The 19,628-nt window shown below is 69.9% G+C and carries 21 protein-coding genes and 1 pseudogene; 9 read left to right on the top strand and 13 right to left on the bottom strand.

Going from position 1 to position 19,628, the window contains the following annotated elements; translation table 11 throughout:
* Positions 1-346 precede the first annotated feature (346 nt).
* The 6 genes from FN821_RS01485 to FN821_RS01460 all read right to left on the bottom strand — a co-directional run bounded on the left by FN821_RS01485 (position 347) and on the right by FN821_RS01460 (position 6,567).
* A complete protein-coding gene (locus tag FN821_RS01485; RefSeq protein WP_131170770.1) occupies positions 347-1,192 on the bottom strand; it encodes a carbohydrate ABC transporter permease in 846 nt (281 codons plus the stop codon).
* A complete protein-coding gene (locus FN821_RS01480; RefSeq protein WP_131170769.1) occupies positions 1,192-2,112 on the bottom strand; it encodes a carbohydrate ABC transporter permease in 921 nt (306 codons plus the stop codon). The genes FN821_RS01485 and FN821_RS01480 overlap by 1 nt, the downstream gene beginning before the upstream one ends.
* Before the next feature lie 212 nt (positions 2,113-2,324).
* The gene (locus tag FN821_RS01475) at positions 2,325-3,611 is read right to left on the bottom strand and encodes an extracellular solute-binding protein (protein WP_131170768.1); all 1,287 of its coding nucleotides are present in this window, start codon (positions 3,609-3,611) and stop codon (positions 2,325-2,327) included.
* Between the two features lie 151 nt (positions 3,612-3,762).
* Positions 3,763-4,314, bottom strand: coding sequence for a hypoxanthine phosphoribosyltransferase (gene hpt / locus FN821_RS01470; RefSeq protein ID WP_131170767.1), 552 nt, complete (start codon positions 4,312-4,314; stop codon positions 3,763-3,765).
* Positions 4,315-4,324: 10 nt separating this feature from the next.
* Positions 4,325-5,548 (bottom strand): tRNA lysidine(34) synthetase TilS, encoded by a 1,224-nt coding sequence (gene tilS, locus FN821_RS01465; protein WP_131170766.1) that lies wholly within the window; start codon positions 5,546-5,548, stop codon positions 4,325-4,327.
* Positions 5,545-6,567: a zinc-dependent metalloprotease gene (locus tag FN821_RS01460; protein ID WP_131170765.1), complete on the bottom strand. Its 1,023-nt coding sequence runs from the start codon at positions 6,565-6,567 to the stop codon at positions 5,545-5,547. Before FN821_RS01460 ends, tilS begins: the two co-directional genes overlap by 4 nt.
* Positions 6,568-6,700: 133 nt before the next feature.
* Here FN821_RS01460 and FN821_RS01455 point away from each other — a divergent pair.
* The 4 genes and pseudogenes from FN821_RS01455 to FN821_RS01440 form a co-directional block, all read left to right on the top strand.
* Positions 6,701-7,243: pseudogene (locus tag FN821_RS01455) on the top strand (inorganic diphosphatase); the annotation flags it as partial.
* Between the two features lie 212 nt (positions 7,244-7,455).
* Positions 7,456-8,481 carry a metallophosphoesterase gene (locus tag FN821_RS01450; protein ID WP_165489189.1) on the top strand — a complete coding sequence of 342 codons (1,026 nt, stop codon included), beginning with the start codon at positions 7,456-7,458 and terminating at the stop codon, positions 8,479-8,481.
* Entirely contained in the window at positions 8,478-8,903 is a 426-nt protein-coding gene (locus FN821_RS01445) for a fluoride efflux transporter FluC (RefSeq protein WP_131170762.1), read from the top strand. Before FN821_RS01450 ends, FN821_RS01445 begins: the two co-directional genes overlap by 4 nt.
* A gap of 73 nt (positions 8,904-8,976) precedes the next feature.
* Complete coding sequence (locus FN821_RS01440; protein ID WP_131170761.1) at positions 8,977-9,351, top strand: fluoride efflux transporter FluC; 375 nt, start codon at positions 8,977-8,979, stop codon at positions 9,349-9,351.
* 310 nt (positions 9,352-9,661) lie between these two features.
* Here the strand turns inward: FN821_RS01440 and FN821_RS01435 are convergent, their stop codons facing one another.
* From FN821_RS01435 to FN821_RS01415, 5 genes are all read right to left on the bottom strand, one after another.
* Entirely contained in the window at positions 9,662-10,321 is a 660-nt protein-coding gene (locus FN821_RS01435) for an SIMPL domain-containing protein (protein ID WP_131170760.1), read from the bottom strand.
* Positions 10,322-10,529: 208 nt separating this feature from the next.
* Complete coding sequence (locus FN821_RS01430) at positions 10,530-11,273, bottom strand: DNA-3-methyladenine glycosylase (protein WP_241660044.1); 744 nt, start codon at positions 11,271-11,273, stop codon at positions 10,530-10,532.
* The gene (locus FN821_RS01425; protein WP_131170759.1) at positions 11,270-11,545 is read right to left on the bottom strand and encodes a DUF2277 domain-containing protein; all 276 of its coding nucleotides are present in this window, start codon (positions 11,543-11,545) and stop codon (positions 11,270-11,272) included. The genes FN821_RS01430 and FN821_RS01425 overlap by 4 nt, the downstream gene beginning before the upstream one ends.
* A 289-nt stretch (positions 11,546-11,834) precedes the next feature.
* Positions 11,835-12,755, bottom strand: a complete 921-nt coding sequence (locus FN821_RS01420) for a DUF808 domain-containing protein (protein ID WP_131170758.1) — start codon at positions 12,753-12,755, stop codon at positions 11,835-11,837.
* Positions 12,756-12,800: 45 nt separating this feature from the next.
* Positions 12,801-13,472, bottom strand: a complete 672-nt coding sequence (locus FN821_RS01415; RefSeq protein ID WP_131170757.1) for a hypothetical protein — start codon at positions 13,470-13,472, stop codon at positions 12,801-12,803.
* Between the two features lie 151 nt (positions 13,473-13,623).
* On the opposite strand from FN821_RS01415, the gene FN821_RS01410 reads away from it, so the two are divergent.
* Together FN821_RS01410 and FN821_RS01405 are read left to right on the top strand one after the other, a co-directional pair.
* A complete protein-coding gene (locus FN821_RS01410; protein WP_131170756.1) occupies positions 13,624-14,730 on the top strand; it encodes a histidinol-phosphate transaminase in 1,107 nt (368 codons plus the stop codon).
* A gap of 42 nt (positions 14,731-14,772) precedes the next feature.
* The gene (locus FN821_RS01405; RefSeq protein WP_131170755.1) at positions 14,773-15,600 is read left to right on the top strand and encodes an SDR family NAD(P)-dependent oxidoreductase; all 828 of its coding nucleotides are present in this window, start codon (positions 14,773-14,775) and stop codon (positions 15,598-15,600) included.
* A gap of 87 nt (positions 15,601-15,687) precedes the next feature.
* Here FN821_RS01405 and FN821_RS01400 read toward each other — a convergent pair whose 3' ends face one another.
* Positions 15,688-15,981: an SHOCT domain-containing protein gene (locus FN821_RS01400; RefSeq protein ID WP_165489188.1), complete on the bottom strand. Its 294-nt coding sequence runs from the start codon at positions 15,979-15,981 to the stop codon at positions 15,688-15,690.
* A gap of 181 nt (positions 15,982-16,162) precedes the next feature.
* Here FN821_RS01400 and FN821_RS01395 point away from each other — a divergent pair, with 181 nt between their 5' ends.
* Both FN821_RS01395 and FN821_RS01390 read left to right on the top strand, forming a co-directional pair.
* The gene (locus FN821_RS01395; protein ID WP_165489187.1) at positions 16,163-17,395 is read left to right on the top strand and encodes a sensor histidine kinase; all 1,233 of its coding nucleotides are present in this window, start codon (positions 16,163-16,165) and stop codon (positions 17,393-17,395) included.
* A gap of 74 nt (positions 17,396-17,469) precedes the next feature.
* Positions 17,470-18,162, top strand: a complete 693-nt coding sequence (locus FN821_RS01390) for a response regulator (RefSeq protein WP_277751002.1) — start codon at positions 17,470-17,472, stop codon at positions 18,160-18,162.
* A 319-nt stretch (positions 18,163-18,481) separates the two neighbouring features.
* Here the strand turns inward: FN821_RS01390 and FN821_RS01385 are convergent, their stop codons facing one another.
* Positions 18,482-18,970: an NUDIX hydrolase gene (locus FN821_RS01385; protein ID WP_131170753.1), complete on the bottom strand. Its 489-nt coding sequence runs from the start codon at positions 18,968-18,970 to the stop codon at positions 18,482-18,484.
* A gap of 223 nt (positions 18,971-19,193) precedes the next feature.
* On the opposite strand from FN821_RS01385, the gene FN821_RS01380 reads away from it, so the two are divergent.
* Entirely contained in the window at positions 19,194-19,619 is a 426-nt protein-coding gene (locus FN821_RS01380; RefSeq protein ID WP_131170752.1) for an OsmC family protein, read from the top strand.
* The last annotated feature ends 9 nt before the right edge of the window (positions 19,620-19,628 follow it).

Raw genomic sequence — 19,628 nt, 5'->3', positions numbered from 1 at the left:
TATCCGCAACAACCAGCACCCAGTCGAACATCAGCGTTGGGTCTCACATCCCGGCGGTTCGGGGACAACAAGTCGACCTGACTCGCACCGAGAGGCTGACAACAACAAGGAAGCCCGACCTCACCAGCCCCAACTGGGTTCTCAAGCTCCCGGTTATCCGCAACAACCAGCACCCAGTGGCCCCACGCCGCTCAGCAGAACGCAGCCTTGGCCGCCCCCGGCGTCTGGTTCGAGGGGAACCGCCGCGTAGGCGTCCGCTGGCTTACAACCTTCTTGGCAGCGCCGCGCTCCCCAATGGGAAGCGCCGCGCTCGTCCAACCTTCTTGGGAGCGCCGAGTCGTCCTTGTTACTTGACGGCTCCCGCGGTCAGGCCGCCGATCAGGCGCTTCTCGATCAGGGCGAACAGGATGACCACCGGCACGATCGCGACGGTGGCGACGGTGAACAGCAGCTGCCAGTCGCGGATGTACATGCCCAGGAACCGCGGCATCGAGACCGTCAGCGGCTGCAGGGACGAGTCCTGAACCAGGATGAAGGCCGCCGCGAACTCGTTCCACGTGTTCACGAACACGAAGACGATCGCCGTCACGATGCCCGGCCACACCAGCGGCAGCGACACCTTGAACAGGGTCTGCACCCGCGTCAGCCCGTCCAACAGCGCCGCCTCGTCGATCTCCTTCGGCACGGACGCGAAGAACGACTGCATGATCCACACGGCGAAGCTCAGGTTGAACGCCCCGTTGATCAGGATCAGGGCCACCCACACCAGGTACCCACGCCACTGCGAGAACTCCTGGTAGAGCCCAACTGCGAGCACCGTCGGCTGCAGCATCTGCGTGATCAGCACCAGGAACAGGAACACCATCCGTCCGCGGAACTTGAACCTCGCCACGTAGTAGGCCGCCGGCGTCGCGATCAAAAGCACCAGCAGCGTCGCCCCGAACGAGATCACGGTCGTCGCGAGCAGCGAGTTGCCCGGATCAACCTGCGACGCCCACACCTTGAGGTAGTTGTCGAACTGCGGCGCGGCCGGGAAGTACTCCGGCGGGATCTTGGTGATCTCCTCGCGCGTCTTCAGCGACGAAATGACCATCAGCAGGTACGGGAACGAGAAGAACAGCAGCACGAACAGGGCGCCGATCAGCGTCGCGATCGGGTTCGGCTTCTTGTGGACGCCTCCGCGGTACGCCATCACTGCACCTCCTTCGTGGGCTTCACGACGGCCAGGTAGATCGCGATGATCAGCAGGCAGAAGCCGAAGTTCACGATCGACAGCGCGGACGCCACACCCGGACCCAGCTTCACCTTGTACTCGAAGATCAGGGTCGTGGTCGTGTGCGCCGTGTGATACCCGGGCGCCTCGTTCAAGATCTTCAGGATCGGCAGCGAGTTGAAGACGTTGATGATGTTGATCAGCATCGCCGCGGCAATCGCGGGCCGCAGCATGGGAAACACGATCGACCAGTACCGCTGGATGACGTTCGCGCCGTCCATGTGCGCGGCCTCGATGACGTCACCGGGCACCGACTGCAGTCCGGCCAGGATCGTGTAGGTCGTGAACGGGATCGACACGTACACGGCCACGAACACCGCCACCCAGAACGACGTCGCCGGGTTCTTCGTGAACCCCTGCGCCGCCTGCAGGATGCCCGTGTCGACGAACAGCCGGTTGAACACGCCGACGTCCGCCTGCAGGCCGTAGTTGAACACCGTCGTCGTCATGACGACCGAACACGCCCACGGCAGGATCACGACCAGCCGCAGCAGCTTGCGTCCGGGGAAGTCCTTGTTGAGGAACTGCGCCAGCGCCAGCGAGCACACCAGCGTCGCCAGCACCACGACGACCACCCAGACCACGGTGTTGGTCCAGATCGCCGGCCACGGCACGGTCGGGAACGTGAACGCCCCGGCAGGCCCGTTGAAGTTCGCGAACCCGGCAGGCCCGCGCTCCACCCCTTGTGGGGTGTACTTCACGAACGCCGTCTGGAACATCAGGATGGTCGGGTAGATCACCACCGCCGCGATCAGCAGCAGCGTGGGGGCGATCCACGGCAGCGCCGTGATGGTGTCTTTCCAGCCGGACGCCCGACGTGCGGCCACGACTGTGCTCATGCGTACCTCTCGTTCACTCGGACGCCGAGGGGCGATTGCCTTCGACCGCAGCATCCCATCCGCGGACGCCTCGCGCGCCGAACCGCGCGTGCGGCGTCCCTGGGCCTGACGGCGACGGCGGGACGGACGCGACGTCCCCGATCCACCCCGGTGCCAGTTCGGACGCCGACGCGAGGCGTCGGCGTCCGAACCTGGACTCAACTACTGGACTATCAGCCCGCGGCGTCCAGCTGGGCCTGGATGGCCTTGACGACGGCGTCCGGGGCGTCCTTGGAGATCGTGCCGGCGGTCGACTGCAGAGCGCCCTTGAGGGCGTCCCACTTGGGATCCGAGACCGGGTTGAACTTCACGAACGACAGGGCCTCGTAGAACTTGGCGTTGTCCTTGTCGGACGCCTTCGCCTTCTCGATCTGCGACTTCGTGACCGGCAGCAGGCCCGTGCCCTTGTACCAGCCCTCGTACATCGCGTCGGAGTACATGAGGTCGAGGAACTGCTTGGTGGCCTCCTTGCGGTTCGCGTCCTTGTTGTTGAACGCGAGGATGAAGTCGGTCACGCCGAACGCGACGGGCTTGCCGTCCTTGCTCGGGATGGGCGCGAGATCGAACTTGATGTTCGGGAACTTCTTGCGCGTGTTGCCCATCAGGCCCGAGTGCGACACGTACATGCCGAGCTTGCCGTTGTCGAACAGGTCGGCGACCTGCTGACGGTTGGACGCGCCCGCGTCCGCCTGGACGGCCTTGGCGTCGATGAGCTTCTTCATCTCGGTGAACGCCTCGACGGTGGCCGGCTGGTTGGCGACCAGCTTGCCGCCGGACGCCCAGTCGCCGCCCGCACCCCACAGCCACAGGGACGACTCGACCTGGGCCTCTTCCTTGCCCAGCGGCATGCCGTAGCCGGCAGCGCCCTGAGCGGCAATCTTCTTGGCGGCGTCCTCAAGCTCGGCCCACGTCTTCGGCGCGGCTGTGATGCCGGCCTTGGCGAAGAGGTCGGTGTTGTAGGCCATCATGCGCGCGGACGCGATGTCGGGAGCGGCCCACGTCTTGCCGTCGGTGCCGACGCCGTTCTTCATCAGGGCGGGCTCGATGGACGCCAGCGTCGCGGCGCTCATGACCTCGTCGATCGGGTACAGCAGGCCCGCGGACGCTTGGGCGGCAAAGGCGTTGTCGTTGAGGATGTCCGGGTAGTCCTTGGCCTGGATGCGCTGCTGGACCTTCTCGGAGAACGTCTCCCACGCCTCGATCTGCAGTTCGACCTTGACGTTCGGCTGCTTCTTGTTGAACTCGGCGATGATCTTGTCCCAGTCGGCCTTGGAGCTGTCGGCGTACGACGGGGCCAGGATCTTGATCGTGGTGGCGGGCAGCTGGCCGGCGGGTGCGGCGGCGCTGCTGCTGGTGCCGGTGGTCGCCGGGGCGGCGGCGGGGCTGCTGCAGGCGGCGAGCCCGGCGCCGGCAACGGACGCCGCGGCGAGGCCGACGAAAGCTCTTCTCGAAAGGCTCATGAGTGGTCTAGTCCTCCTTGAACATTCTCAGCGGCCGGGCGCACCCCGGCCCCGCTCAACTGCGGGAGAAACCGCCACCCTACAAGACCTGATGCGCTCCGAAGGGGGCCAAACGGCCGATCTGGCTTAAAATTTCCCTGATCGAAACTGATCAGGAGTAGACGGTTGGGCTCAAAGTCGCGCAATCGCGGAGGTTGCGGTACTGGCCTGCGTAGTCCAATCCGTAGCCCACGACGAACTCGTCCGGCAGGTCGTAGCCGATGTACTTCGGCACCACGTTGCACTTGAAAGCCTCGGGCTTTCGGAACATCGTCATCAGCTCCAGCGACGCCGGCAGACGCGTCGACAGGTTCTGCAACAAGTACTGCAGGGTGAGGCCGGTGTCGATGATGTCCTCGACGACGATCACGTGGCGGCCCTCGATGTCAGAGCTCAGGTCCTTCAAAATCCGCACCACGCCGGAACTCTGCGTGCCGGCGCCGTAGCTCGAGACTGCCATCCAGTCGTGCTCGCAGTGCAACTTCATGGCACGAGACAGGTCAGCCATCACCATGACCGCACCGTTCAAGACCCCCACCAGCAGCGGCACCGTGCCCGCGTAGTCGGAGTCGATCTCCGCGGCGATCTCGCGGATGCGGTCTTGGATCTGGGCCTCGGTGAAGTGAACCCGGGTCAACTCACCGGGGATCTGTGCTGCTTCCACGGGCGAAACCCTATCGCGAACGCCGGTCGGCGATCAGGCGCCCGTCCCTCCGCGTGATGCGCACGCCCGGGAGGTCGACGCCGCGCTGGCCGCGCCACTGGGTGACTAGTTCGACCACCGCGCTCACGTGGGTGGCGCTCACATCGGAGGCACCGCGTCCGCTCAGCCACGCATGCAGGACCCGGTCGCGGATCGCCGGGTCCAGCCCGGCGAGCCAGCGGCAGTTCAGCGTTTCCGCTTGTCCGGACGCCGATGCGTCCGTTTCGTCCGGTGTTGGCTGGGTCCCGGACGCCGACGTCTCGGCACCGTCCGTGGTCGGCCTGCCGTGGGACGCCGCGGCGTCCGACGGGTCGGCGTCCCAACTGACGGTGGTGACCAGCGCCGAGGCGAGGGCGGCTCGCGCGTCGGCGTCCAGGATGTCGACGTCGCGGCGGAGCTGCTCGGCGGTGCGGGCTAGCGCCTCGCGGACTCCGGGTCCGAGTTCGCGTTCGAGGGTGGGCAGGACGCGGGTCCGGACCCGGACGCGGGCGTAGCGGTCGTCGGCGTTGTGTGGGTCCTCCCAGGGGGTGAGCCCGAGTTCGGCGCATGCGGCGCGGGTGGCCTCGCGGGTCACCCCTAGCAGCGGGCGCAGGACGATGCCGCGCTCGGGCGGCATCCCGGCCAGCGACCTCGCGCCCGAGCCGCGGGCGAGGCCCAGGAGCACCGTCTCGGCCTGGTCATCGAGCGTGTGGCCGAGCAGGACCCGCTCCCCCGGCTCAGCGGACGCCTCCAGCGCGGCGTAGCGCGCCTCGCGCGCGGACGCCTCCGGCCCGAGACCGTCCGCCGCGACGTGCACGCGGACTACCGTCGTCGGGATCGTCAGGGCAGGTCCACGGGAAGCCGAGTCCGCGCGCTCTGTGGGACGGGCGTCGCCAGGACTGCGAAGGGGGTCTGTGACCGCAGACCCGTCCTGGTCGACCGCAGGCGCCCAGGCGGCACCGACCGGGCCAGCGGGCAACGCAGCCAGGGTCGCCGCCACAGACGATGCGACGGCGTCCGAGTTGGCCTGCAGACCGTGGTCGATGACGATGGCGCGCACGGTGGTGCCGCGGCGGCGTCCGACGAAGGCGGCCGCCCAGGCCAGCGCGAGCGAGTCGGCGCCGCCGGAGCAGGCGACGATCCAGGGTCCGGGCGGCAGCGCCTCCACCGCCTGCACCGCCGCCAGCGTCGCCGGACCGAGCACTTTTCGACTCACGGACTGGAATTCCCTTCCGGCCGGGAGACGTCACCGGCGCCTACCTCGACCGTCGGGAAGGCGCGGGCGAGCCAGACGTCGGGGGCGTGGATCTCGTCGAGCGTCGGCAGCATGCCGGACGACTCGTAGACGGCGTTGAGCCCCGCCACGCCGACCCGCTCGATGACCGCGCGGCAGAAGACGGCCCCGTCGCGGTACTGGGCCAGCTTCAGGTCGAGCCCCATCAACTTGTTGACCACCTTGACCAGGCCGCGGCGCTGGCGGTGTGCATTGAACCGCTCCCGGATGAGCGCAACCGTCGGCACGACGTCGGTTCCGACGCGGTCCATCATCACGTCCGCATAGCCCTCGAGCAGCGACATCACGGCGGTCATCTGGTTGAACACGATCCGCTGCGCGGGCGTCAACAGCGCCTCGATCGCCGAGGACGGCCGCGACGGTGTCGCGGACGAATCCTCCGGCTCGTCCAGCAGGTGCGCCAACTGCCGGACCAGATACTCGCCGAGCCACGGCGCCTGAACGAACTGCAGGCGATGGGTCTGTTCGTGCAGGCACACCCACAGCCGGAAGTCGGCGCCGTCGACCCCGAGCCGGCGCTCCATCGCGGCGATGTTGGGCGCGACGAGCAGGAGGCGCTGGCGTCCGAACGGAACGAACTGGCCCAGGATCCGCCCCGAGAGCAGGCCGAGCGCGCCGCCCACCTGGACGCCGTTGCCCAGGCCGGCGAGGCGCCCGCGAAGCCCCTCTGCGCCCGACGCCCCCGCGGCCGCCAGCAAGCTCTCGACCATCTCGAGGTTCGCGTCCAGCCAGGTGGCGCGGTCGACGACGAGCATGTCGTCCTGGCTCGGCGGGGAGGTCAGCCCGGTCACCTCCGCGACGTGGGCGACGGACGCGCGCGCCGCGCTCCGCAGACCGTCGACGACCTCGGACGCCTCCGCGCGGCTCAGCTCGGGGCCGGGTCGCAGCGCCGCCCGCCCGGCCGAGCGGGCGACGGCGTAGTCGATGGTGACGGCGTCCACCGGATCACCCTAGTCGCGCCGGACGCCGATGCCGCGGCGGCATGTTCCGCGTGACGCGCGCGGTGCTGTCTCGGGGCCCTCGGCGGGGTCTAGGCTGACGCAGAAGCACGTCCTCCGACACCAGAGGTGACCCATGACTCGTCCGTCCTTCGCTCGCCCGAAGATCAAGCCCATCCTGCACTTCGATGTCACGATCGAGATCCCCAAGGGCACGAAGAACAAGTACGAGATGGATCACCACACCGGACGCATCCGCCTCGACCGGACCCTGTTCACCGCCATGCAGTACCCGTACGACTACGGGTTCGTCGAGGGGACGCTCGGCCAGGACGGCGATCCGCTGGACGCGTTCGTGCTGATGCCCGAGCCGGCGTTCCCGGGGGCGCTCATCGAGTGCCGCGCGATCGGCATGTTCCGGATGACCGACGAGGCCGGCGGCGACGACAAGGTGCTGTGCGTGCCGGTCGCCGACAAGCGCCAGGAGTCGACGCAGAACCTGACCGACATCCCGGACCTCACCCTGCTCGAGATCGAGCACTTCTTCGCCGTTTACAAGGACCTTGAGCCCGGGAAGTCCGTCGAGGGCGCCATCTGGGTCGGCCGCGCGGACGCCGAGAACGAGGTCGAGGCGTCCTGGGAGCGCGCCCGGGGCACCAGCTATGAGAACCAGTTCACGGGTGGCAGCGTCGCCAACACCCCCCAGCAGAGCGAGATGACGGCCGCCGAGAAGTTCGAGCGTCCCACCCGCGCGCAGGGCATGGGCGAGTGACCTGGCGTCCACGACGCTGAACCAACGCGGCCCCCGTTCCTCGAACGGGGGCCGCGTCCTTTATCCGCGACTTGTCGGTGGCGTCCGGCAGGATGTTCCCCGGACGTCGAAGGAGGCCCATGCACCGCATCGCGCACCTCAGCGACTGCCACCTGCGTCCGGTGTCCGGGCTGGTCGGCGGGGTGGTGGACGCCGACGCGCGCCTGCGTCGCGCGATCGAGGTGCTGACGACCTGGGACAAGCCCTGCGACGCCTGGTTCTTCGGCGGCGACCTGACCGACGAGGGGGACGCCGACACGTACGTCCGGCTCCGCGAGCTGGTGGAGCCGGCGGCGTCCGCGTGTGGCGTCCAGGTGATCTGGGGCAACGGCAACCACGACGGTTCGGACGCCTTCGCTCGCGTCCTGTGGGGGGTGGGTCCGGGCGATGGGCTTCACTCGGACTCCGGGCTTCGACAAGCTCAGCCAGCGGTAGGCGGTTCCTCGCCTGAAGGTGGAGTCGGCCCCAGTACCCTAGGCCCGTCGTACGGCCAACCCGACCCCCGCTCCCTACGCCCGTCGAAGGGTTCACCCAACCGCCCAGGGCTGGCGAACGGCAAGCCCGACCCCCGCTCCCTGAGCCTGTCGAAGGGCCAACCTCTCAACCGCACCTACGACCTGCGCGGGCTGCGGTTCATCGCCCTCGACAGCGTCGTGGCCGACCGGCCCGAGGGCCGGCTGTCCGAGGTGTCTCTGGCCTGGCTGAGCGAGTTGCTGGCGACGCCGGCGGTGCGCGGATCGATCCTGGCGCTGCACCATCCGCCCGTGCCGCCGGTGCAGGACGCCGCGGGGCTCTGGCCGCTGACGAACCCCGGCGCATTGGCCGAGGTGGTCCGCGGCAGCGACGTCCGGCTGATCATCGGGGGGCACTTCCACCAGACGTCGTTCACGACGCTGGCGGGCGTACCGGTCGCGGCGGCGTCCTCGCTGACCTACACCCAGGACCTCACCGCCGGACGTACCCTCCGCGGCCAGGACGCCCACGCGGGCTTCAACCTGATCGAGGTGCACGAAGAGCAGGTGGTGGTGACGGCGGTCCAGCTGGACGTGGGCGTCGGCGTCCATCGGGCCTTGTCGCCGGCCGATGTCGAGCGGATGCGACGATGACCGCCAGCCAGCGGGCAGCGACGCAGAGCAACGCGCTGAGGGCAGGCGGTCTGGTGTTCCTGGGCGGGAGCCTCGGCACAGCGCTGCGGGCGCTCGTCGGTCTGACGCTGCCGGTGGGCTGGGTTGCCCTGCCGACCTTGGTGGTGAATGTGGTCGGGGCCTTCGCGATCGGGGTCCTGTACGAGTCGCTCGCGCTGCGCGACGGGCGCCGCAGCTGGCGGCTCTTCCTCGGCACCGGGGTGCTGGGCGGGTTCACCACCTACAGCGCTCTGGCGGTGGCGGTCGTGACACACGGAGCGCAAGGGTGGACATACGGCCTTGTCAGCGTCATCGCCGGCCTGGTGGCGTGCTGGATCGGCGCTGCGGTTCCTGCAGCTTCACGAGCTCACGAGACCAGAGGATCGTCGGGGGCCGAGCGATGATCGCGCGCAACCGGGTGCGAGTTTGGGACGGGTGTGCGGAGGCGACACCCGCAGTCACTGAGCGGACGCCGCGATGACCCCGGTCCTGTTCTTGGTGGTCTCGCTGGCCGGTGGACTCGGGGCTGTCGCCCGGTTCGCCATCGACGCACTAGCCGCCCGCCTGGTCGGACGCCGCAGCCGGTGGGGCATCATCGCCGTCAACGTGACCGGCTCCTTCGCGCTCGGGCTCGTGTCCGGCCTCGCGTCCCGCGGCATCGCGGACGCCAACCTGGCGGCGGTGCTCGGAGTCGGGGTCCTGGGCGGCTACACCACGTTCAGCACGGCCATGTGGGACAGCGTGACGCTGCTGCGCGAACGTCGCTGGGCGGCGTCCGCGGCGCACGCCCTCGGCGCCCTGATCGGCAGCGCAGCCGCGGCCTGGCTCGGGTTCGCGCTGGGGCAGGGCTGAGCTAGCTGCGGTCAGCCCGGCGAGCGCCGTCAGCAGCGCCGAGCGGCTCGGGTTCGCGCTGGGGCAGGGCTGAGCTAGCTGCCCTTCGACAAGCCCAGGGATCGGTCTCATGCGGGCGCGCAAGCCGCTCGCGAACGAGTACCGCCCGGGAGCTACGACTCGGGATCGCTGTCGGGTGGCTTCCAACCATCCGTTCCCTGAGCCCGTCGAAGGGTGCGGCTGGCAAGGGGTGCACTAGCGTCCCTTCCACAGGCTCAGGGGTCGATTCGGACAGCGGACAGGACGGACGGACATGTGCCGTCGGGCAGGCTTACGACTCGACCGAGCGGAACCGGAGCTGCAACTGAGCGCCGATCTCGATCTCCTCGGGAACCACCTTGACGGACTCCGGCTCGGCGCCACCCTTCATCGACGCGGCCATCGCGTACACGCGGGTGTCGCCGCCGAAGTCCATGCGCGCCTCGGGCGTGCCCAGCAGACCAGGATCGGCGACCTCGGTGATCTCGATCGCCCCGACCCCCGCCGCCTTGGCCATGGCTTCGGCCCGCTGCCGGGCGCGCTTGACGGCGCCCTCGATGCACTCGTCGCTCAGCCGGTCGGCCGTCGCATCGGTCAGCTGCCAGCTGACGTAGCCGAGCCGGACGCCCGTGCGTCCCGCCAGGTCGGAGGTGTAGCGGCCCAGCGCCTCGAAGTCCGTGAACCGCACGTTGACTTCGACGGACGCCGTGACCCGCTCGACCGATGTCTTGCCGCGCTTCCACGAGTACGTGCGCAGCGGCTGAACCGAGAAGCGTTCCACGACCCCCGCGGTCTTGAACCCGTCGAGCTCGTCGCCGATCTGGTTCGCGGCGGCGGTCACGTCCGCGATGACTTTCGCCCTGTCCGTGTTCTCTTGACTGACGGTGAGGTAGAGCTCCGCGCGCTCGGGCGCGACCCTCACGTGCTGTTCGCCGCTGACACTGATCTGCATGGACGCCTCCTTGAGTCTGCCTTTCGACTGTAGTGAGGCGGTCAATCACTGCGACGGTTGGGACCCAGCGGGCTGTTCACGCCGCCGCCGGGTCCACTAAGGCGTGTGAACGGCCTTTCACGTCCGATTGCAGGCTCAGGTGCGCGTCGGAGTGTGGGCGCCGATAGTTCGGCGAGCGTCATGGCCTCGCGATGGGCCTGCCCACGCGTCAGTCGACGGCGCGGGGGTGGCGCTTGAACGCCGATACCGACGCGCTGTCGGCGTCCCAGAATCGCCACTCCCGGCCCCCCGCGGACGAGACGTTCACGCGCGGACCGCTCGCGAGCGCGAGCGGCGGCGAGCCGGCTTCCAGTCGGGCGCGGGGCCCGGCCAGGTCCGCTCCGTTGTCGGCGAGGGTGATCCCGAGGGCGCGGCACAGGTTGCCCGGACCGCGCGCGAGCGCGGCGTCTGACACGCCCGGACGCCTCGCGCGGACGGCGTCCAAGCCCTCGATGACCTCGCCCGCGCGCAGCAGGACCGCGCTGGCGACCCCTGGTTCGCGGCAGGCGACGTTCAGACACGAATGCCCGTGCAGCGAGTAGACGTAGAGGAACCCGGGCGGTCCGAACATGACGGCGTTCCGCCTGGTCGGACCGCGGAAGGCGTGGGACGCCGGGTCGAGAGCGCCGTCGTAGGCCTCGACCTCGACGATCCGGACGGCGGCGTCCGGGGTGCGCAGCACGCAGCCCAGCAGCAGCGGCGCGACCTCCAGCGCGGATCGGTTGAGATCCGGGACGCCGGGACGGGCGTCCCACCCCGTTCCGACGCGGAGTCCCGGGGACAGGTCGGGCCCCAGCCCCGACTGGGCGTCGCTGGGGTCTGTTGAGCTGGCGTCCCTGCTCAGGTCGCCGCCCGAGGCGTCCGAGACGCCTTCTCTCCCCCGCCCCGACCGGCGATCGAGCGGGACGGTCAAGCCGGCGTCCCGAACCGGATGGCGTTGCGGGCGCGAGCCTTCGCGGCCTCGACCTCGCGGTCCTTGGCCGGGGCGGTCGTCGACAGGTTGGCCAGCAGATGCTGGGTGATGTGGGTGATCTCGTAGACAGCGGCGTCGAACGCGGCGCGGTTGGCGGCCGACGGAGCGTTCATGCCGCTGATCTTGCGCACGAACTGCAGCGCGGCCGCCTCGACCTCGTCGGCGGTCGCGGGCGGTGCGACGTTGTACAGGGGACGGATGTTTCGGCACATGGGTCCCAGGTTGCCACGGACTTCCGCGGCCAGCCTCGGCCCGATCGCACAATCGGGTTGTCGTGCGGCACTGATGAATCGCTGGCTAGGGGTTGGACGCCGCCACGCTACGGGGTTCAGTGATGATCGCCGGCTGAGCTTGTCGAAGCCGCAACCCTCAGGGGCCTCGACAAGCTCAGCCGCCGGGTGACCCATTCATCAGGCAACGGATGCCGAGTGGTCAGCGTTCGGAGATCGGCGATTCGAACCGCAGCCGATCCACGCAGGCAGGAGCCCGAAGAGTCGAAGATCAGTGCGCAGCCGCGTGCTGGTCGGACTTCTTGCGCGGGACCAGGTGCAGCACGCCCACCAACACCCCGCCGATCACCAGACCGACGAGCGCCGAGCACAGGGTGTCGACGAGCCAGCCGAGGAACGCGTGGACGTGCTCGGCCGGACCCGCGAGCACGTGGATCAGATCCAGCGGCGCATGCCAGCCGAGTTCCGCTGCGCCCGCAACGATGATGTGGCCGCCGACCCAGAGCATCGCCGCGATCCCGATGCCCGACAGCGCGGACAAGACGACGGGCATGGCCTTGACCAGGCCCATCCCGAGGCCTCGCGAGGCCGGCTTGGCGGCGAGGTGCAGCCCGACGTCGTCCATCTTCACGATCAGGGCGACGACGCCGTAGACGAGCGCGGTGATGGCGATCGCCACCACGATCAGCGACACGGCCCGGTACACGAACTCGGCCTCGGCCACCTGGTCGAGCGAGATCACCATGATCTCGCTCGACAAGATGAAGTCGGTCGTGATCGCGCCCCTCACCAGGGCCTTTTCGGCCTCCGCTCCGGACCTCAGCGCCGGCTGCTCGGACGCCGCCTCTCCCGTCGGCGTCTCGTGGTGTCCGACGATGACCTCGTAGACCTTCTCGGCCCCCTCATAGCAGAGGTAGGCGCCGCCGAGCATCAACAGCGGCGTCAACGCCCACGGCAGGAACTGGCTCAGCAGCAGGATCGCCGGAAGGATGAACACCAGCTTGTTGCGCAGCGAGCCCAGCGCGATCTTGCCGATGATCGGCAGCTCCCGCGCGGGCGAAACGCCCTGGATGAACCTCGGAGTCACCGCGGTGTCGTCGACGACGACGCCAACGGCCTTGGTGGACGCCGCACTCGCCATCTTCGCGATAGCGGCCACGTCGTCGAGCAAGGCGGCGAGTCCACCGGCCACGGGTACCTCCTGGCGTTGATTCGGTGCCAAGAAGGTAGCAGGCGCCTACTTCAGCGGCGCTCCGCAGTTCTGGCACTCGTCCCCGGGCGGGGTCTGGATGAAGCAGGACGAGCACAGCACGAACGGCGCCGGGTTCGAGTCGGGATCCCGACGCGCCCGCGGCGCGACGGACGCGCGTGCGGCCCGTACCGGCTTGGCTGATCCAGCCTGCCCGGACGCGCGCGTGGGCCGGGCGGACCGCAGCGACGGCGTCCGCTGGGCAGCATCGGGCGATACGAGCGTCGGGACGGCGTCCGCGGGAACGGACGGGGCATACCGGCGGTAGCACTCGAGGCGTCCGGCGGCGGCGCCGAGTTCGCGGGCGTCGGCGTCCGCGAACGGGGGCAGGCCCTCCGTGCGGGGGACCTCGTCGTAGGCCGGACCCACCAGTCCGTCCGTCGCCCCCACCACGAGCGACGTCAGCGGCGGCTCGGCGAGGCGATGGCAGACGTGCACCACGGTGGTCAGCACCTCGACCAGCCAGCCGGGGGTGTGCCCGGCGCGGATGCCCGCAGCCCGCTGCACGTCGACGCCCAACTGGTGGTAGCTGATGGTGGCGCGATAAGTCGCCGCCACCTCGAGCAGCAGTTCACGCGCCGCCTTGCCCAACTCGACGAGGGCCTGATCATGGCTGAGCGCTACTCCGCTGGAAGCCCTTACGAATCCTGCACTAGCCACGCCCAACTCCTTTGCCGGAAGACTCCACGTTACCGCCTGCCGGACGCCTCGCCCGCCACGCCCACCTGCGCCCGACGCCCGTCCTACGACCACCTCCGGATCGCGACACATCGGCCCCGCCCACCGGGTCGGCCGTGAGAAAGTGGGCGCCATGAGCGAGCTGTTCGATGCGCCGAGCCCGGCGCGGCTGCGTCCGGCGCTGGCGGGAGTTCCGGCCTATGTCGCGGGGCGTCCGGCGAAGCCGATTCCCGGACTGATCACCTACAAGGTGAGCTCGAACGAGAACCCGTACCCGCCGCTGCCGTCGGTGGCGGCCGCCATCGCGGAGGCGTCCGGCCAGGTCAACCGCTACCCCGACATGATGAACGTCGCCCTGAAGGCCGCGATCGGCGAGTCCTGCGGGTTCGCGCCGGCGTCCGTCACGGTCGGGCCCGGCTCGACGGGCGTGCTGGCGCAGCTGATCGGCGCGCTGTGTGACTCCGGCGACGAGGTCGTCTTCGCGTGGCGGTCGTTCGAGGCCTACCCGATCCTGGTGCGGCTCGCGGGGGCGACGCCGGTCATGGTCGCGCTCAACGACGCCGGCGAGCACGACCTGGACGCCATGGCCGCGGCCGTCACCGACCGCACCAAGCTCGTCATCTTGTGCACTCCGAACAACCCGACCGGGCCCATCATCACGGACGCCGCCGCGCGCGCCTTCCTCGCGAAGGTGCCCGCAGAGGTCGTCGTCATCATCGACGAGGCCTACGTCGAGTTCGTGAGAGATTCGGACGCCGTCGCCTCGTTCGCGCTGCAGCGCGACTATCCGAATGTGGTCGTGACCAGGACGTTCAGCAAGGCGTACGGCCTCGCCGGCCTGCGCGTCGGGTACGGCCTGGCGCATCCGACGCTGGCGGAGGCGTCCAACAAGACCTCGATTCCGTTCAGCGTGAACCTGGTCGCCCAGGCCGCCGCGATCGCGTCCCTGGCCGCGCGCGACGAGATCGACGCCCGCGTGGACGCCATCGTCGCCGAGCGGCAGCGGGTCGTCGCCGGCCTCGCCGAGCAGGGCTGGCGGCTGCCCGCCACGAGTGCGAACTTCGTCTACTTCCCGCTCGGTCCGGACGAGTCCGAGCGCTTCGACGTGACCTGCGGCGACGCCGGACTGGTCGTCCGCCGCTACGGCGGCGAAGGCGTCCGCGTGACGATCGGCGAGGAGGCCGCGAACTCGCGCCTGCTGGAGATCACCGGACGCCTCAGGTCCGCGCTGCGCACCTAGGGCCCCGCGATTCTGTCGGGGCGCCCGACTACGCTGACGGGCATGAGCGACGCCACGACCAAGACCATCGTCATCACGGGTGCGAGCGCGGGGGTCGGTGCCGCCGCAGCCCGGCGCCTGGCCGCCGAGGGGGCGAAAGTCGTCGTCGTCGGACGCGACCCGCGCCGCACGAACGAGGTCGCGGACGCGATCGGCGCCGACCGGCATATCGCCGACTTCGCCAAGCTGTCGGACGTCCACGCCCTGGCCGACGAGCTCAACAAGCTCGACCGCATCGACGTCCTCGCCAACAACGCCGGCGGCATCTTCGCCGAGCGGCTCATCACCGAGGACGGCTTCGAGCGCAGCTTCCAGGTCAACCACCTGGCGGGCTTCCTGCTGACCCGCCTGGTGCAGCCGAAGCTGATCGCCTCGGGGGCGTCCGTGATTCAGACGTCGTCCATGGCCCACTACCGCGGACACATCGACCTGGCCGACCTGCAGCTCGAGAAGGGCTGGTCGCCGTGGAAGGCCTACGCGGACGGCAAGCTGATGAACGTGCTGTTCACCCGCGGGCTGCACAAGCGCCACGTGCTCGACGGCATCTATGCGGCGGCGTTCCACCCGGGCGTGGTGGCGTCCAACTTCGGCTCGACGGCCGGCGGCGTCACCAAGTGGTTCTACGCCTCGGCGCTCGGCAAGCGGGTCATGATCTCGCCGGAGCAGGGCGCCGACACCCTCGTCTGGCTCGCCCAGCGGACGCCGCCTCGCGACTGGGCGTCCGGCGAGTTCTACGACAAGCGCGCGGTGAGGCGTCCGAACAAGCAAGCCTTGGACGCCGGGCTGGTCGACGCCTTCTGGACGCGGTCCGTGCGCCTGATCGAGGGCTGACCGGCGACCGGCGTCCCCTGTAAAACCTCGTGACAAGGCCGGACGCCGCCGCAGCCTGGCTGCGACGGCGTCCGGGTCGAGGAACGATCAGGGCTGCTGGCGAAGGACGCTGACCCGCTGGAGGTACTCGTCCGGGGTGATGTCGCCGCTGGCGAGCCGGTCGGCGAGCACCTTGAGGGCGTCGTCCTCGGGACGGGGCTGCGGCGCCTGCTGGCCCCACGGACCCATCCAGGCCTGCGGCTGAGCGGGCTGGCCGTCGGTGCTGGTCGGCGGCTGGTGACCCCAGCCGGCTCCCCACGGACCGCGCCCGAAGCGGGGGCCGAACCGACCCCGGAACAAGAAGAACAGCAGCGCGATGAACGCGAGCATGCAGAACAACATGAAGACTCCTCCTAGGGGGCCCGCGGCCCCGTGCATGTGGTGACCCATGTCCACCAGTGAAGCCCGGCGTCGACGTCCAACCATCGGCTCATGGGCTGAACTGCCCGTACGTCCGCTGACGTACGCCGGTTACGTCGCGGTCCCGATGGGCGGCGTCCGACAGGGCCATAGATTGGACGCCGTGAGTCACGTCCCTGCGCCGACGCCCAACCTGCCGGACGCCCGCGCGCGGCGGCGAGGACGGGTGCGGGCGTGGGCGGTGCTGGGGTCGGTCCTGGCCGCCGTGATCGGCGCGCTGGCGTCGAGCCGCGTCTGGACGCGGATGTCGATGACGCGCGGCCGGATGCGCGGGATGGATCCGGGGCCGACCAGCCAAGTTGCTGCGAACGGTCCGCTCGTGGTCGGGGTGCTGCTGGCGCTGGCTGGGCTCTTGGGCGTGGCCGTGTGGCTGGCGTGGCGGTCGCCGCGCGCGGCGTACGGGGTGGCCCTGGTCGCGGCGACTGCCTACCTGTACCTGGCGGGCCCGCTGCCCTCGACGATCCCGGCCCTGGCGATCACGCTGGCGATGGTGATGCGGGCGCGTCCGGCCAACGAGTGGCTGGGCTGGGCGGCGCTCCTGCTGCCGGTCTTCGCCGCCGCTGCGCTGGCCTACGAGGACGCCGACCCGCTGTCGCTCGTCGCGTTCGTGCTCGGCGTCGCGGTGGCCTGGGTGGTGGCGCCGGCGCTGGTGATCCAGCTGGTCGTTTCGCGGCGGGCGTCCGTCGCAGCGGCCCGCGACGACGAACTGCGGCGGGTGGCGTACGAGGAGCGGCTGCGGGTGGCCCGCGACATCCACGACGTGGTCGGGCACTCACTGTCGATGATCTCGCTGCAGTCGGGCGTGGCCCTGCACGTGCTGGAGTCGGATCCTGCCCAGGTGCGCGCGTCCTTGGAGGCGATCCGGGAGTCGTCGCGCTCCTCGCTCGCCGAACTGCGGCAGACGCTCGGGGTCTTCCGGAAGCCCGACGAGGGCGGTCCTCTGGTGCCGACAGCGACGCTCGCCGACGTGCCGGCCCTGGTGGAGTCGGTGCGCGCCGGCGGCCGCGAGGTGGGGCTGCTGTTGGCCGCGGACGCGAGCCGCGGCGTCCCGGCTGCGGTGCAAACGGTCGCCTACCGGGTGGTCCAGGAGGGGCTGACGAACGTCGTCCGGCACGCGGCCGGGGCGTCCGCGGTGGTGTCGATCGAGCGGCGGCCGGAGGTCCTGGTCGTCGGCGTCCGGGACGATGGTCCGGCGCGGCAGGCGCCCGTCGAGGGCAACGGGCTGCGCGGCATGCGCGAGCGGGTCGAGGCCGTGGGTGGGACTCTCGGCATCGGCGTCCGGCCCGAAGGCGGGCTCGCGGTGCTGGCTACGCTGCCGATCGGAGGGCCGCAGTGACCAGGGCCGGATTAGTGGGCGGAGTTGCTGTTTGTTCTGCAACAACAACTCCGCCAACAGCGCGGGGGTGAGCTGTGACGGTCGGCGACGAGGTTGACGGGGCGTCCACCGGACGCGTCCGGGTGGTGATCGCGGACGATCAACCGCTGGTCCGGATGGGGCTGCGCGCGCTGGTGCGATCCGACGCCGGGTTGGAACTCGTCGGCGAGGCCGAGACCGGACGCGAGGCCGTCGCCTTGGCGCGCTCGGTCACCCCGGACGTGGTGCTCATGGACATCCGGATGCCCGAGCTCGACGGCCTGGCCGCGCTCCGCGAGATCTCGGCGGATCCGGCGCTCGGCGGCGTCCACGTGGTGATGCTGACGACGTTCGAGCTGGACGAGTACGTGTTCGCGGCGCTGCAGGCGGGGGCGTCCGGGTTCATGATCAAGGACTCCGAGCCGACGGAGTTGCTGCGCGCGATCCACGCGGCGGCGTCCGGGGAGGCCTTGATGTCGCCCAGCGTCACCCGGACCGTGATCGAGACGTTCGCGGGGCGTCCGGCGGGGGCGGCGTCCGAGCACCCCCGGCTCGGCGAGCTCACCGAGCGCGAGCGCGAGGTGCTGGGGCTCGTGGGGCAGGGACTCAACAACGCCGAAATCGCCGAGCGGCTGTGGATCACCAAAGCCACCGCCCGGACCCACGTCTCGCACATCATGCTCAAGCTCGGCGCGCGGGACCGGGCTCAACTGGTCGTGATCGCGTACTCGTCAGGACTGGTCCGGTAACTGCCCAACGCCGAAGAGGCCCCAGAGCCTGTCGAACGACTCAGCCACGAAGAGGTCTAGGCGAGCACTCATCTATCGCTGGCTGAGCTTGTCGAAGCCGCCTGGACAAGCGGGTCTTCGACAAGGTCAGCCAACGAATGACCCCGTTGATCACTGCCTTCCCTCGAGCTTCAGTGGCGGGGTCGCCAGCGACGTGCTCGTTGGCGGGCTTCGACAAGGCTCAGCCAACGCAGGTCGCTCAGCATGTCGAACGCACCACCCTGCCGAAGTCCCACCCCCACAAGCCCCCTGAACGTGTCGAAGGGCTGCGCGTCAGCGATTAGCGAGCGAGGCGTCCGAGGCGGCACTCGGGGCGGTCCTCGAGGACGACCTGCACCCGCTCGGCGTGGACCCGCGGCATGTCGGGCAGCGCGTCCGCAGCGAACCAGCGCGCCTCGACGGCCTCGCCGTCGGCCGGGAAGGGGTCGCCCGAGACCCAACGGCAGCGGAAGGTGTGGTCGATGTACTGGGTCTGGTCGCCGTTGAGGTAGGTGACGAGATCGGTGACGGACATCCAGACGAGGCGCTCGACCTCGACGACCACTCCCGCCTCCTCGAGCGCTTCCCGGACGGCGGCGTCCCCCGGCTCCTCGCCCGGATCGACGATGCCGCAGACGCTCGACCACGCCCCGTCGTCGGACCGCTTGACCAGCAGCACCTCCAACCCGGACTCCCCCTCGCGCACGATCACGGCCGTCGAACCCGACAACCACAAGGGCGAATGGCCGACCGCGCGGCGAAGGTCTGCGACGAAGGGGGGCATGGCCATGGGCGACAGCCTACGATGCGAGCCCTTCAAGGCCGGAACCGGCGGGGTCCGCCGGCCGGTCGACGGCCAAGCAGCGGCCGAAATCGGGGAACACAGCGGTGGCGTCTCCCGACCGGTCAATGGCACCAGTCAGAGCACCACCATCGGACCGGTCCGCCGACCTCACCGTCCTGGTCGGCCCCGTCGGGGTGACAGTGAGCGGCCCGGCCCCTTGAATAGACCCATGACCGAGAACCCGAACAGCCGCTCCGTGACGCTGACGCGCACCGAGTTCGCCACCTTCCGCGCCGAGAACGACCGCGGCGGCGTCCTCGAGTTCGGGGAGGGCGACGGGATCGCGTTCACCCCCGTCGAACTGCTGCTGACGGCGATCGCGGGCTGCGCGTCCATCGACGTGGACTACATCACCGCGCGCCGCGCTGAGCCGGTCGCGTTCGAGGTCGTCAGCTCGGGAGTCAAGTCGACCGAAGGCGGCAACCACCTGACCGACCTGAACGTCACGTTCCGCGTCGTCTTCCCCGACGGCCCCGAGGGGGACGCCGCCCGCGAGCGTCTGCCGCTGGCGATCAAGCGGTCGGCCGAGGCGCTGTGCACGGTCTCAAGGACGGTCCAGCTAGGCACCCCGGTCGTCATGGACGCCGCACGCTGAGCCGCTCAC

Source organism: Propioniciclava tarda (assembly GCF_900182665.1).
Lineage (GTDB): Bacteria > Actinomycetota > Actinomycetes > Propionibacteriales > Propionibacteriaceae > Propioniciclava > Propioniciclava tarda.
This window is presented reverse-complemented; position numbering and strand designations above follow the sequence as displayed.

Excerpts from the sequence above, each read along its gene's own strand:
- FN821_RS01440 (WP_131170761.1), top strand. The coding sequence starts at position 8,977 with ATGACCCCGGTCCTGTTCTTGGTGGTCTCGCTGGCCGGTGGACTCGGG.
- FN821_RS01450 (WP_165489189.1), top strand. The coding sequence starts at position 7,456 with ATGCACCGCATCGCGCACCTCAGCGACTGCCACCTGCGTCCGGTGTCC.
- FN821_RS01435 (WP_131170760.1), bottom strand. The coding sequence starts at position 10,321 with ATGCAGATCAGTGTCAGCGGCGAACAGCACGTGAGGGTCGCGCCCGAG.
- FN821_RS01445 (WP_131170762.1), top strand. The coding sequence starts at position 8,478 with ATGACCGCCAGCCAGCGGGCAGCGACGCAGAGCAACGCGCTGAGGGCA.
- FN821_RS01400 (WP_165489188.1), bottom strand. The coding sequence starts at position 15,981 with ATGTTGTTCTGCATGCTCGCGTTCATCGCGCTGCTGTTCTTCTTGTTC.
- FN821_RS01425 (WP_131170759.1), bottom strand. The coding sequence starts at position 11,545 with ATGTGCCGAAACATCCGTCCCCTGTACAACGTCGCACCGCCCGCGACC.
- FN821_RS01480 (WP_131170769.1), bottom strand. The coding sequence starts at position 2,112 with ATGAGCACAGTCGTGGCCGCACGTCGGGCGTCCGGCTGGAAAGACACC.
- FN821_RS01475 (WP_131170768.1), bottom strand. The coding sequence starts at position 3,611 with ATGAGCCTTTCGAGAAGAGCTTTCGTCGGCCTCGCCGCGGCGTCCGTT.
- FN821_RS01405 (WP_131170755.1), top strand. The coding sequence starts at position 14,773 with ATGAGCGACGCCACGACCAAGACCATCGTCATCACGGGTGCGAGCGCG.
- FN821_RS01380 (WP_131170752.1), top strand. The coding sequence starts at position 19,194 with ATGACCGAGAACCCGAACAGCCGCTCCGTGACGCTGACGCGCACCGAG.
- FN821_RS01410 (WP_131170756.1), top strand. The coding sequence starts at position 13,624 with ATGAGCGAGCTGTTCGATGCGCCGAGCCCGGCGCGGCTGCGTCCGGCG.
- FN821_RS01385 (WP_131170753.1), bottom strand. The coding sequence starts at position 18,970 with ATGGCCATGCCCCCCTTCGTCGCAGACCTTCGCCGCGCGGTCGGCCAT.
- FN821_RS01485 (WP_131170770.1), bottom strand. The coding sequence starts at position 1,192 with ATGGCGTACCGCGGAGGCGTCCACAAGAAGCCGAACCCGATCGCGACG.